This is a genomic window from Sphingobium wenxiniae (genome assembly GCF_007830065.1).
GTDB classification, from domain to species: Bacteria; Pseudomonadota; Alphaproteobacteria; order Sphingomonadales; family Sphingomonadaceae; genus Sphingobium; species Sphingobium wenxiniae.
Map to the genome: position 1 here is coordinate 1 of NZ_VLKK01000024.1, position 11,958 is coordinate 11,958.

Sequence of the window (11,958 nt, forward strand, 5' to 3'; positions counted from 1 at the left end):
CCGCGCTGGATCGCGCGGATCGGCAATACAAGCCGCCAGGCGCTGGCAAATCCCCATCGCGCGCTCGGCCTGTGCAAGCAGTAGAACACCGCCATCCGAGGTAAGCCGGCCACCGTCGAACGCAGCTGTGATTTTCTTGCGGCCGACTGCTGGGAATCCAAATGAGCTTGCGATATCATCGTTCATGGCGGGTGTGGCCCGTGGCATTTTCTGCCCTGCGGCAGGTTCGGCTTAGACACCCAGTTCCTAATTCAGATCAGAGGCTTACGCCACTCCCGCCAACCCTTCAGGACACTTTTGGTGAATAAGGCGGGTTAAGCCATGTGGGCGGGTAATTGGTTGGCTAACACACTGTGGACCAAGCCGTTTAACTGGAATGACCGTTGGCGAATCCGTTACGTCCGAATGGGTCTGGGCCGCTGAGATCCAGCTTGCCCATGACCTGCGCGGCCTTCTGTTCGACCACATAATCGAACAAAAGGAATGATAAGGCATCCGCCACAGTCAGTTTGGAGTCGAGCTGGCGGCTCAGTAAATCCTTCACTTCATCAAGGCTTGTTGCGCTCGTTCTGGAAATATTGAGACGAATTCGAATGGTCCCGTCCGATGGAATTGAAGTAAGATGTTCCTTGAGAGTGCGGGTATCGTGGCTTCCGATCTTTTCGGTACGGGAACTTCTATGGTCGATCAGATTCGAAAGCGTCTGATGATGCAGGGTTTCATTTGAATGCAGGCGGATGCCTTCGGTTGTCAGCCGGAACAGGGGTTCGGAGATATTGAGGGTGATGTCTCGTGAGTCTGCGGCGCCCATAGTGCCCACGTCCTGAAGTTGCGATCCATAAGAAGCCCGATCTACGCGTCTGGCTTACGGCAGCGATTATGAACCGAGAATGGTTAATTTCCGATAATCTGGCCGCCGAATCTACCGCGATTGCCGCGTGCCCGCAAATGTGGGGCAAGCCGCCCCGCAATCACGGGCATCTTGCCCCGTTTTGACGGGCGGCCCGCCCCGGATGTCGGAGCATCGTGCCCCGTGGCCATGCTTAAAAAGCCGAGAATCGCAAAATGATGGCCGAATCGAGGGGGCCTCCTCGGGCCGCCCGTTGCGACCACGCAAGGCATCTGACCACCCTTTCACTTGGGCGCGGATCCGTCGCGTCTCCATGTGAAGGAAACCCAACATGCAGTCAGTTCTGAAAAAGAGCGGGCGCACGGAGCGGGCGATCGTCGCCATCGCCCTCCTCCTGTTCGCTGGTCTCTGGTTCGCGGGGCCAGCATTCGCCGGCGCCGATACCACGTTCGATACCGCGCTCACCAAGTTCACCGACTTCCTCGAGGGTTCGGGCGGCAAGATCATCACCGTGCTCAGCCTTGCCGGCGGCATCGTCGCCCTGGCGTCGGGTCGCTTTTCCATGGGGCAGATCGCTATCCCGGTCGGGGTCGGGGTCGGTGCGGGGACCGGAATTCCGATCGTCACGTCCACTGTGACGGCGACGATCTGAGCGTTCCTGCGGTCGGACGAAGTAGCAGCTTCGACCGATCCAAGGAGAGGGTGGTGCAATGGCCGCGGACAAGTACGTTATCCCGACTCATCTGGATGATCCCGAGCTGATCGGGCTGTGGACCCTGGATGAGTTCCTGGCGATGGTCATACCCTTCGCGTGGGGGATCCTGTCTCAGCACATTCTCATCGGCATGGCACTTTCGGGTGCAGGCTGGTGGGGTCTCAGAAAAGCTAAGGCAGGCCGGGCGACATCGTGGCTTCTCCATCTGGCCTATTGGTATCTTCCGGCCGGGTTCACCGGTCTGAGAGCCACGCCACCCTCGTACCTTCGATTGATGGCGGGGTGATATGGAACTTTCCTACAGTCATTCGCACAGCCAGCGCATCCTGCGACAGCGGAACATCCTGGCGATCGTCGCCGCCGGGCTCGGCGCGCTGACCCTATTGCTGTTCATCTTCACCGTATCGCGGGACCGGGAAGTCGTGCTGCAACCCATTTTGCGCTCGCCCGTCACGGTGAGCTCGGCCGGGGTCAGCCGGGAATATCTCGAGATGATCACCCGCGATACCGTGGTGCTCACCCTCAATCGCAGTCCGCAGAATCTCGAATACTGGATGAATTCGGTGCTCGATATCACGGCGCCGTCCGCCCAGGGCAAGATCAAGGCCGATCTGCTCAAGATCGTCAACGAACAGCGGGGGTCTTCGATCTCCCAATTCTATACCATCGAGAAAATGGACCTCGACACGAAGAACCTTCGCTCGGAGGTGACGGGCAGTCTGCACACCATCGTCGGCAACAAGGTCATTTCGAACGAACGCCGGACCTTCCGGTACGACTGGGAATATTCCGGCCTGTCCCTGAAGCTGATCGGCTTCGGCATGGTGGTGGCCGAGCAGGGGAAGGAAAAATGATGTCGGTCTATGTCTTCGGCAGTGCCGCTGCCGGCACGGCCTTCCTCTCGCGCGTCCATTGCCATTTGAGCCGGTGCATGGGCGCAGGACTGCTGGCGATCGCCGTGCTTCTCGTCGCAGAACCGGCGAGGGCGGACCAGACGATCATGGCGTCGGACAGTGCCCAGGTCGACTGCCAGGCATCGGCCAAGGACCTCACGCGCATCAGCCTTGTCGAGGATGAGTTCGCGTCGGTCTCGAAGATCTCGACCGGCAACCCGATCGATGACTTCTCGGTCGTCAACGAGCCTGTTCGCGGCGATATCTATCTATCCGTTCCTGACGGATTTGTCCGGAGCGCCCTCTCATTTTTCGCCACGAGCAAGCGCGGCTATGTCTACAAGTTCGTGTGCCGGATCGGTGGCGACCAGGCCGCGCAAGTCTTCGTCTCCAATCCGGCGATCGCGAACGAACGAGCCGCTGAGAACGGTCCGGCGGAAAAGCTCGGGACGCGCGATGCCGCTATCGAGCTCGTGCAGGCCATGTACTCGAATGCGGTCGCCGAAGGCTATGAGATGCGGCAGCGCGCCTTGCGACCGGTCTATGTCGGTACGCTTCAGGTGCAGATGATCGCCGAATACCGGGGTCCAGAACTCACCGGCAAGGTTTTGCGCATCGAAACAAGGGCGCGTCCGAAATCGAGCTGACCGAAGCCATGGTCGCCCCCGCCAGTGCGCTGGCCGTGTCGATTGCCGAGGGCAGGCTCGCCCCGGGCAAGGTCACTACGGCCTACCTTGTCTCCCAGAACGCCCAATATATGACCGAGGTCGATCCCCTCTGGCAGGATGACTCCCTCGCGGCGTTGATCAATCCCGAAGCGATCATCTTCGCCAACCCGCTGGCCAAAGCCGCCTGTGCCGGAGACTGCATCGCCGGAACGGTGAACCTGCCGCTCGACCAGCTGTTCTGGTGCGCCGGCTGCCAGGGCGGGATGTATCCTTTGAACGGGAACATCCCAGCCTCGATCGGCCATGTGCAGTCCTCGCGCCTCGCGCTGTCCCGCTTCGCCTACAAGATGCACCGGCAGGCGCTCGCCTGGGGCACGATGGGCTCGGCCGGCCTCTGCAAGAAATATCTGATGCCGGTGATGCGCAAGCAGCAATACCGGTTCCAGATGACCAATCCGATCCCGACCGTGAACGGGCGTTTCGCCTGTTCGGCGATCGGGGCCTCGACCATGCCGCCGGATGCTGGCCGCGCCTACCCCGCGGGTGGCGAGGACATGGGCTATCTCGTCTGGCGCAAACGCAACTGCTGCGTGTTGTGAAGGAGGGGGCGATGCGACTTCTCACCTTGGGTGCATTCGGCCTTGTCGCCGCGGCCAGTATGACGGCCCTTCTTGCTCAAACCGTCGACGGGATCGACGTGCAGGCGATCAAGAAAAAGTCGGCGGATCTGCAGGCAGACGCACAGGCCTTCGTCGACCAGATCAAGGACCGCGGCGATGCGTTCCGGGACGAGGCAGTCACGGTGCGCGAGGGCGGCATGGAGAACATGCAGCGTGTGGCCTCTACCGATCTGCCAACCGGCCCGGCCGGCCCGATCGACTTTGACGAGATCGTTCAGGGCGCGGCGACGAACGCCGCGGCGAGTGGCGGCGAGGCCCCGCAGCTGATTGCCTTTGCCAGCCTGTCGATGCCGCCAAAGGCGCTTCGGCAGCTCATCCAGGACACGGCGAGGGCAGGGGGCGTCGTGGTGTTTCGCGGCTTCCCGAACAATTCGATGAAGGCGTTCTCGCAAGCGCTTGGCAAGATCGTCGAACGACAGGACGATTTTGCCAATATCGGCATCGATCCGAGGCTGTTCCGGGCCTTCGACGTCCAGGGGGTGCCGACGTACATCGCCGTCTCGTCGGATTTCGATCTTTGCGCCGGCTTTTCCTGCCGGACCCAGCTTCCACCCTACGATCGGATGATCGGCAATGTGACGGTCGAATATGCGCTGACGTCATTCGCGGACGGGAATGGCCCCGGTGCGGGCGTTGCGGCGGTGGGTCTCGCCAATCTCCGGAAAACCACGCCGTGAGGATATGGGCGTCCGTTGCGGTATTGCTTGTGGTCCTGATGGCCAGTTCGCCGGCGGTTGCCCAGATGACCGTCGAGAAAGCGCGCCAGGAGGGGAGGGCGCTCGGCAACGAAAAGCGGCAGGATTCGACGCTGGTTCCCGCGGATAGCGCCCGGGCGGAGGCGGTGCCGGGATATGACGGGACGTCGCTTCCACAGGGCGCCTACTTCGATAACCCCGAGAGGATGGAGGCTGAGGCCGCCGCGACGAAGTCCTCGAACGAGCAGTACCGCATCGCCACGGACGCCGATCGTACGCGCCCGACCTTCAGCAATGCCGAGATCCTCGAAACGACGGCACGCGCCACGGCGGTCGAGAAGGACCCGGCAGCCTTTTTGGAGGGGGAGGAGATGAGTGGCGCCTCGGGTAGCTGTACGCCCTTGCCGCCCGCAACGGGTGGTGCGGGATATTATGAGGCGACCTGCAATGCGGGCACCAAAGTTGAGGAGCGACCACGTTCGTGTTTCATCCGAATGGTCCGGGATGTCACGACGATTACGTCATACAAATATTATGTCGTGCCCGATAATGCGTACGGGACGCCGTTCGCGCGCCGTGCAGCCATGGTCCCTCATGCCGCATCCGGTGTCTGCAAGCCGACCGGCGTGGTCAAGCAGGCGTGCGCCGCCCATCGCGATTATGGCTGGCCGTGGCCCGATAACAAATATTGCGACGATTATTATGCGACTGAGTATGAATGTTCAGCCGACCTGCCAATCGCCATGCAAGTCAGCCCGGTTACCGGTGCCTCATGGCATGCGACGGGCAGCACCAATCAGATCGTCACCAGACGGGTTGATAGCTGCGGCGACCTCGCCGGCGACGGGATGTGCCTGCCCGATGGAGGCGCAGAAGTCTGCGTTGAGGGTCCCGAGACCCGCATCATAGACGGAGTGCCGATCACCGAGGCATGCTGGGCGTGGAAACGCGATTACATGTGCCACGCGTTCTCGAGCGGAAATGATTGCACCGCACTCGAGACGAATGCGAGTTGCAGCTTCCTGCGGACCGAATGCCTGGATGAGGAGCTGAACGGCGCGTGCCAGGTTGAAGAGCGGATTTACCGTTGTCCGACCCCTGGCGGCGCGGTGAGCGACGCGCCGCAATATATCTGCGGCGATGATGTCTACTGTATCAACGGTGACTGCGAACCGATCGTCCGCGAGGCATCGACCGAGTTCAAGGACGCGCTGGTCGCGCTGCATGCGATCGATCAGGCCGGCAAGGAATTCGACGAGAACAACTTCACCGTTTTCCAGGGCACGCGCGAAACCTGCCACAAGCCGGTGTTCGGGCTTATCAACTGCTGCGCCGGCAAGGTGTCCGGCCTATTGACCGTCGGCGCCGGGGCGGCGGCACTGGCCGGTGGTCCGACTGCGGTCGCGGCGCTGGCAACCCCGTTCCTGACGCTCTTCGCTTGCTCCCAGAGCGAGATGAGGCTCGATATCAAGGACCGCATGGGCTTCTGTCACAAGGTCGGGACCTATTGTTCGTCGAGCTTTCTTGGCATCTGCAAGACCCGGCGCACGGCCTATTGCTGCTTCGAGAGTAAACTCAGCCGTATCCTTCAGGAGCAGGGAAGGGTCCAGCTCGGCAGGCCTTGGGGCGCGCCGAAGCGCGAGCAGTGCCTAGGCTTCACCATCGACGAGTTTGCGCGCCTTGATCTCTCGGTGATGGATTTCACCGAGGTCTATGCCGAGTTCGTGGATGCCGCACGGCTCCCGGACGAGGTCGAGACGATGACCCAGATCCAGCAGAAAATTCAAGGCTATTATGACCTGCACGGCAAATAGCAGGCCTGCCCGGTGCGCAGGCCGACATCGGCTTCAAGCGCCGGATCATCCCGGCGCGCCTCGAGGCGCGCTGCTGACCTCCACGCGCGGCACCACACGCGCCATCCCAATCACTTCTTCCTTCCGCGCCTGTCCTCCGAGCCGCGAAAGGAATCTCCGGAAAGGAAGTTCGTCCATGTTTCGCATTGTGGTTGCGCCATTGCTGGCGCTTTCGCTTGCCGGTGTCGCGGTACCGGTTCTGGCGCAATCGCGGGGCGCGACAACGGACGGTGTCGAAAGGACTGATGCCAGCGACGACTTCTACTGTGCCGAGCGCCGGCTGGGGCAATGGTTCTATTGCAGCAAGCCCATGCCTGCCGAGCAGGAAAGGCAGGTGTCCGCCGGTCCGCAACAAAGTTCGGTCGAGCGCATGGCCGCGATCACGCGCCAGCTTGACGAACTGAAGGCGAAAGCAATCCTCGATCCGAGCGAGGAAAACGTCATCGCCTATGTTCGCTTCCAGCGCGAACAGCTCGACCGTGCGTCGACCTTCTCGGATACCTGGCAGCGGGCGCTCTGGCAGAACCCCGACCTCGATTATACGCTGCAGCGGCCGGTTTCGACGGTCGGCAAGCGCGCCTGGCTCGACAACCGGCGTGCGGATCGCGATGCCGTGTTGGCCAGCCTCAGCCAGCGCTACGGCCTTTTCTACTTCTACGCTCAGAGCTGCGGCGCCTGCGACCTGTTCTCACCGATCCTGCGCTCCGTTGCGGACAGCCATCGGATGGCGGTCATGGCTGTCTCGATGGATGGCGGTCCGAGCCGGGATTTCCCGAACTATGTGGTGGACGCCGGTCAGCGAGCGCGAATGGGAATCCCGGGCAATGAAACACCGGCGCTGGTGCTGTTCGACACGGCCACCAAGCGCACCATCCCCGTAGGCTACGGGATTCTGAGCGCCGACGAGATCATGGACCGAATCTTCGCGCTGACCAACACCAGAGTGGGGAGCGACTTCTGATGGGACAGGATCGCGGCAGCGGCATTATTCGCCGCGTCATTCGCAGCACTGCCAGTTGGGCTGGCATGGTCGCGGTCGCCAATCTCGCTGTCACCGGCACTGCACACGCCGATGTCGCCTCCGAGATGAACAGTTTCTTCTCGGACGCCGGGGGCGCTGCCAACGTCACGGGACCATCGGCATTCCAGGGGCAGTCGGCTGGCTATTATTCGCTGGGCAATGTCTGGACGCGTTTTCCGCAAAAGAGCGTGCAGCCTTTCAACCTGCAGCTTCCCAGCGCCCGCGCCGGGTGCGGGGGCATCGATCTGTTCAGCGGAAGCTTTTCGTTCATCAACGCCTCCGAGATCATTGCCATGCTGAAGGCGACCGCGAACAACGCGCTCGGCTTCGCGTTCAAGCTCGCGATTGATTCTGTATCGCCCGAGATCGGCAAGGTGATGGATGAATTCTCCCAGAAGGCACAGCTGCTCAACCAGATGAATATCTCGAGCTGCGAGACGGCGCAGGCGCTGGTCGGCGGGATCTGGCCGCAGATGGAGACGACGCGCGCGACGATCTGCGAAGCGGTGGGCAACAGCCAGGGTGTCTTTTCGGACTGGGCCGCCGCGCGGCAGGGCTGCAACAACGGCAATCGGCGGGATTCGACGATTGCCGGGAACACCGATGCGTCGATGAAGGATCAGCTTATCGGGGAGCCGCACAACTACACATGGGAGGCCCTCAGGAAATCGGCGAAATTCGGAGCATTCGACAAGAATTTCTCGGAATATGTCATGACCCTGGTCGGAACGGTCGTGACAACGCCGTCGACCGATCCGAGTGTCGGCGGCAAGGTGGTCATGTTCGGGCCCGCCGAGGAAGCGGTGGTAACCGCGCTGCTCGATGGCACGGCGGATGCCCCTCCCGTCAGGATCCTCAGATGTAACGACGAGAACTGCTACGATGTGGGTGAGCAGACGCTCTCGGTGCCGGCTTCCTCGGCACTTCGTCCGCGGATCGGCACGATGATCCGGTCGATGAGCGACAAGATTCGCTCCGACACGCCGCTCGATGCGGCCGAAAAGCAGCTCCTCAATCTCGCGACGGTGCCGATCTACAAGATCCTGAGCGTTCAGGCCTATGCCCATTATGCGCTGACCGAAGGCGAGATAGAGACATTGTCGGAGATCGTGGCGGTCGATCTGCTTTCGGCCATGCTCGATAATATGCTCGACCGGGTCGAGCAGGCGAAGGTTCATTACCAGACCTTCGACCAGGAAACCGCGACGCAGTGGAAGCAGCAGATCGCGTCGACACGGGCCAGGTTCAGCCAGCGTGACGTGCGGCTGAACAACAAATTGCAGGTCACCATGCAGATCATAAATCGCAGCATCATGCTGGAATCGACGCTTCAGAATTCGATGACGCCGGGGATGGCGGCTGCGCTCAATTTCTCGCGCGGTCTCAACGCACAGGGTCTGAACTAGGCGCGGGGGCAGGCCATGCTTGAGGTTTTCACGGTCGGTGGCGGCGAGTATCTCGTAAACATCTTCAACGCGGTCGCGGCCTGGTCGGGCGGCGGAGGCTATCGCTCTCTGATCCGCGTCGTCATGGTGATGGGGCTCATTTACTCGTTGCTCGTGGTGGCCTTCACGCTCAACTACAAGGCGTGGCTGAACTGGTTTCTGCAGGCGACCGCGATCTACCTGTGCCTGATGGTGCCGACCGTCGACATCAAGGTCACTGATCGCATCAACCCGAGCCTCGTGCCGGCGACGGTCGACAACGTGCCCATGGGATTAGGCATCCTCGCCAGCTTTACTACCCAGGTCGGCGATTGGTTGACCCGGACGGCGGAAACGGTGTTCGTCATGCCAAACGAGCTGAATTATTCGACCAACGGCATGGTCTATGGCGCGCGGCTGTTCGATGCGACGCGCAATTTCATCATCCGCGATGCCGAGTTCTCGACCAATCTCGAAAACCACTTCAAGAACTGCCTGTTCGGCGATGTGATGCTCTATCAGAAATCGCTCACCACGCTGGCGAAGGCGACCGACCTCTGGGCCGCGGTAGGGCCAGGGTCGCAGGCTCGGTCGCAGCAGTGGCTCGAGCGTCAGGGCGACGGAACAGTCCATAGCTTCATCGTCACCTGCCGGCAGGCCTACCAGGCGCTCGATGCTCAATGGGGGCCGATGATCGAGGCCAACACACCTCTCTGGGGGAAGGAGGCCTATCCCAAGCTGAGCAATGCGCTGGCGGCGGACAAGTTGAAGCATGACGTACCCATCGTCAGTGCGGCCTTCACCGGCGCAAGTGGCAGCTATGCGGAGGTGATGCGCCAGAATACAGCGATCAACGCGTTCATGCAGGCCCGCAATGGTATGTCCGGTGGCGCCGGCGCGGCCGCGATCGACACGTTCGCGCAGACCCGTGCCGACATTCAAGCGCGCAACACCTATAACTCGATCGCCCAGCAGGCGATGGCCTGGGTACCGATCCTGAACATTGTCCTGACGGTCGTCTTCTTCGCGATGTTTCCGGTGATCTTTCCCCTGTTTCTCATGCCGCAGACGGGCCTGAGTTCGCTCAAGGGTTACACGATGGGGTTTTTCTACCTCGCAGCCTGGGGCCCGCTTTACGTCATCCTGCATATGATCTGCATGACGCGGGCGACATCGGCGGCGACCGGGGTTGCCGGGGGCGGGGTGTCGCTTGCGAGCTATGCAGGGATCGGCGCGGTGAACGGCGAAACCGCGACCATCGCGGGGTTCATGCTCATGAGCGTGCCCTTTCTTGCCGCGGGGCTGGCGCGCGGCGCGATGTCGATCGCCGGCCATTCTATGTCGATGCTGGCGCCGGCGCAGAACGCCGCGGAAGCAGCCGCGCTCGAGCAGACCACCGGAAACTACGCCTATGGCAATGTGAGTTGGGCGAACGCGACATCGAATATGCGGCAGGCCGATCAGTGGTCGACAGCACCGACCTATATGGGCGGAGGCGCGAGCTTTGGATGGCGCCAGGACAATGGCGCGATGGTGACGGGCTTCGGCAATGGGCAGGAGGTCTACGATACATCCGCGGCGATCTCGCGCCTCGGCTTCACGCCGACGATGACCTCTGGATCGGTCGCCGAATGGCGTGAGATGGCGAGTGAAGCGCACCGGCAGGCGCAAGCCTATGAGAATGCGGCCAACGAGATCCTGACGGCGACCCACGCCAATCGTAGCGCGTGGGGAACCTCGGCCGAGCACACCCGTGGGTGGGATTCGAGTAGCGGGAGTCAGGCGAATAGCTCGGTCGAGCAGTTCGATCGGCGTACGGGTAGTAGCACACAGGGCCTCGAGGAGCGTTCCATGATTTCGCAGAGCGAGCGGGTGTCGGGACGCCACGACCGTCAGGCGCAGATTTCCGATCAGGTGAGCGGGACCATCGGAGCCGGCGTTGGTGGTCGGGGTAAAGGTGGCGGTGGTGGAAAGGGGCTACCCGGTATTAGTGGTAGTGTTTCCAAGTCAGGTAGCCAGATGGACACCATGAACTGGACAACCGATGATTCCCGGAGCAGCGACAGCGGGAATACCTCGTCCAGTGGGGTCCGCGACGAACATGCAAGCGGAACCGGGGCTTCGATGTCGGACGGCACCTATGCCCGCAGCGGTGTCTTCGCTCGCGCGTCGACGACGAACTCCTCTTCGACGAGCACCGAGGATTCGTTGGCGCTGGCCAAATCCTATTCGGAAACCGCGCGACGGCTTGATGAACTGTCGCAACAGCTCTCGCGTGACGCGAGCTATGCCGAGACACACGGCATGCAGTTGAGCGAGAATCTAAGTCAGGATCTCGCGCAATGGTATCGGCATCAGCAGGTCGCGAACCCTGGGCTTGATGCGCCGGAACTCTGGGCTACCGATCTGACGGATCAGCAGCGCGCCGTGCGCCAGGAGATGATCACGCGCTGGATGCATGACAAGCAAACCTCGATCCGCTCCGAGATCGAAGGCCAACTCCATGCTCCTGAGTTGGTCGACGTCCACCGTCCCTCTGTGGACAGTGCGGCCGATGTGCGGGCGGCGTATCGGCCGCAAGGTGTTGGCGGCCTGCCCGTGGGACCGGGAAGTGAGCGACAATCGGGCGCGGCGGATATCATCGAAGCCGGTAAGGCGGAGCTTGAAGGCACGCGCGCGGCCGCGCAGACCATGCGAGGGCAGCGCGTCCAGGGCGCGGCCGATGTGCAGGGCGAGGTGAACCGCGGCCGGGACCACGGCTTCTTCCACGATCCCAAACTACGCGAATGACACCGTTCAAATGAACAGGACGAAGTATCCGATGAAGCCCGCCATCAGCGCATAGGCCAAAGCATAGCCAATTCTGCCGCCCAGCGTGGGATTGCCCTCGCTGTCAGTGATCATCTCGATGTCGGGAAACTCTTCTTCGATGTGCGTACAATTCGGCGTGCCCGCAGCCTTTGTGCGATTGTACGTTTCAACGTCGAATTTTACGAAGGTGACCATGACATTGAAATGTCTACCACAACGCCTGCTTGTTCACAACTGAGCGCGCTCGTTCTTGGAAGAAGCCGCCCTGACCCGGCCCAGGGTCCAATCCGGTGATGCTCCTTGTCGGAGCGGCCTGACGAACACCGGCTCACCTCGCGTGAGGCATGG

At 61.6% G+C, this 11,958-nt stretch carries 11 protein-coding genes and 2 pseudogenes; 10 read left to right on the forward strand and 3 right to left on the reverse strand.

Annotation, left to right across the window (positions count from 1 at the left end; all coding sequences use genetic code 11):
- The coding region (locus tag IQ35_RS18310; protein ID WP_199739986.1) for a transposase at window positions 1-207 on the reverse strand (207 nt) is incomplete at its 3' end.
- Between the two features lie 160 nt (window positions 208-367).
- Window positions 368-811 carry a hypothetical protein gene (locus tag IQ35_RS18315; RefSeq protein ID WP_221442133.1) on the reverse strand — a complete coding sequence of 148 codons (444 nt, stop codon included), beginning with the start codon at window positions 809-811 and terminating at the stop codon, window positions 368-370.
- Between the two features lie 370 nt (window positions 812-1,181).
- On the opposite strand from IQ35_RS18315, the gene IQ35_RS18320 reads away from it, so the two are divergent.
- The 10 genes and pseudogenes from IQ35_RS18320 to IQ35_RS18365 all read left to right on the forward strand — a co-directional run bounded on the left by IQ35_RS18320 (window position 1,182) and on the right by IQ35_RS18365 (window position 11,589).
- The gene (locus tag IQ35_RS18320; RefSeq protein ID WP_015460524.1) at window positions 1,182-1,502 is read left to right on the forward strand and encodes a TrbC/VirB2 family protein; all 321 of its coding nucleotides are present in this window, start codon (window positions 1,182-1,184) and stop codon (window positions 1,500-1,502) included.
- Window positions 1,503-1,560: 58 nt separating this feature from the next.
- Window positions 1,561-1,851, forward strand: coding sequence for a type IV conjugative transfer system protein TraL (gene traL / locus IQ35_RS18325; protein WP_092958472.1), 291 nt, complete (start codon window positions 1,561-1,563; stop codon window positions 1,849-1,851).
- Between the two features lies 1 nt (window position 1,852).
- Window positions 1,853-2,419 (forward strand): type IV conjugative transfer system protein TraE, encoded by a 567-nt coding sequence (locus IQ35_RS18330; protein WP_092958474.1) that lies wholly within the window; start codon window positions 1,853-1,855, stop codon window positions 2,417-2,419.
- Window positions 2,416-3,212 (forward strand): annotated as a pseudogene (locus IQ35_RS18335) (type-F conjugative transfer system secretin TraK); the annotation flags it as partial. The gene IQ35_RS18330 and the pseudogene IQ35_RS18335, both read left to right, overlap by 4 nt.
- Window positions 3,213-3,725: pseudogene (locus IQ35_RS18340) on the forward strand (TraU family protein); the annotation flags it as partial. It lies immediately after the preceding pseudogene.
- 11 nt (window positions 3,726-3,736) lie between these two features.
- Window positions 3,737-4,483 carry a type-F conjugative transfer system pilin assembly protein TrbC gene (gene trbC / locus IQ35_RS18345; RefSeq protein ID WP_145075581.1) on the forward strand — a complete coding sequence of 249 codons (747 nt, stop codon included), beginning with the start codon at window positions 3,737-3,739 and terminating at the stop codon, window positions 4,481-4,483.
- A 38-nt stretch (window positions 4,484-4,521) separates the two neighbouring features.
- Window positions 4,522-6,315: a conjugal transfer protein TraN gene (locus IQ35_RS18350; RefSeq protein WP_184205017.1), complete on the forward strand. Its 1,794-nt coding sequence runs from the start codon at window positions 4,522-4,524 to the stop codon at window positions 6,313-6,315.
- 175 nt (window positions 6,316-6,490) lie between these two features.
- Window positions 6,491-7,315 (forward strand): conjugal transfer protein TraF, encoded by an 825-nt coding sequence (locus tag IQ35_RS18355; RefSeq protein ID WP_067105015.1) that lies wholly within the window; start codon window positions 6,491-6,493, stop codon window positions 7,313-7,315.
- Window positions 7,315-8,781 carry a conjugal transfer protein TraH gene (locus IQ35_RS18360; RefSeq protein WP_376699491.1) on the forward strand — a complete coding sequence of 489 codons (1,467 nt, stop codon included), beginning with the start codon at window positions 7,315-7,317 and terminating at the stop codon, window positions 8,779-8,781. The genes IQ35_RS18355 and IQ35_RS18360 overlap by 1 nt, the downstream gene beginning before the upstream one ends.
- 15 nt (window positions 8,782-8,796) lie before the next feature.
- Window positions 8,797-11,589 (forward strand): conjugal transfer protein TraG N-terminal domain-containing protein, encoded by a 2,793-nt coding sequence (locus tag IQ35_RS18365; RefSeq protein ID WP_145075584.1) that lies wholly within the window; start codon window positions 8,797-8,799, stop codon window positions 11,587-11,589.
- Between the two features lie 6 nt (window positions 11,590-11,595).
- Here the strand turns inward: IQ35_RS18365 and IQ35_RS18370 are convergent, their stop codons facing one another.
- Window positions 11,596-11,805, reverse strand: coding sequence for a hypothetical protein (locus IQ35_RS18370; RefSeq protein WP_145075586.1), 210 nt, complete (start codon window positions 11,803-11,805; stop codon window positions 11,596-11,598).
- Window positions 11,806-11,958: the final 153 nt, after the last annotated feature.

Bases quoted from the DNA above. Each gene is read 5' to 3' on its own strand.
- IQ35_RS18315 (WP_221442133.1), bottom strand. From the start codon at position 811: ATGGGCGCCGCAGACTCACGAGACATCACCCTCAATATCTCCGAACCC.
- IQ35_RS18320 (WP_015460524.1), top strand. From the start codon at position 1,182: ATGCAGTCAGTTCTGAAAAAGAGCGGGCGCACGGAGCGGGCGATCGTC.
- traL (WP_092958472.1), top strand. From the start codon at position 1,561: ATGGCCGCGGACAAGTACGTTATCCCGACTCATCTGGATGATCCCGAG.
- IQ35_RS18330 (WP_092958474.1), top strand. From the start codon at position 1,853: ATGGAACTTTCCTACAGTCATTCGCACAGCCAGCGCATCCTGCGACAG.
- trbC (WP_145075581.1), top strand. From the start codon at position 3,737: ATGCGACTTCTCACCTTGGGTGCATTCGGCCTTGTCGCCGCGGCCAGT.
- IQ35_RS18350 (WP_184205017.1), top strand. From the start codon at position 4,522: ATGGCCAGTTCGCCGGCGGTTGCCCAGATGACCGTCGAGAAAGCGCGC.
- IQ35_RS18355 (WP_067105015.1), top strand. From the start codon at position 6,491: ATGTTTCGCATTGTGGTTGCGCCATTGCTGGCGCTTTCGCTTGCCGGT.
- IQ35_RS18360 (WP_376699491.1), top strand. From the start codon at position 7,315: ATGGGACAGGATCGCGGCAGCGGCATTATTCGCCGCGTCATTCGCAGC.
- IQ35_RS18365 (WP_145075584.1), top strand. From the start codon at position 8,797: ATGCTTGAGGTTTTCACGGTCGGTGGCGGCGAGTATCTCGTAAACATC.
- IQ35_RS18370 (WP_145075586.1), bottom strand. From the start codon at position 11,805: ATGGTCACCTTCGTAAAATTCGACGTTGAAACGTACAATCGCACAAAG.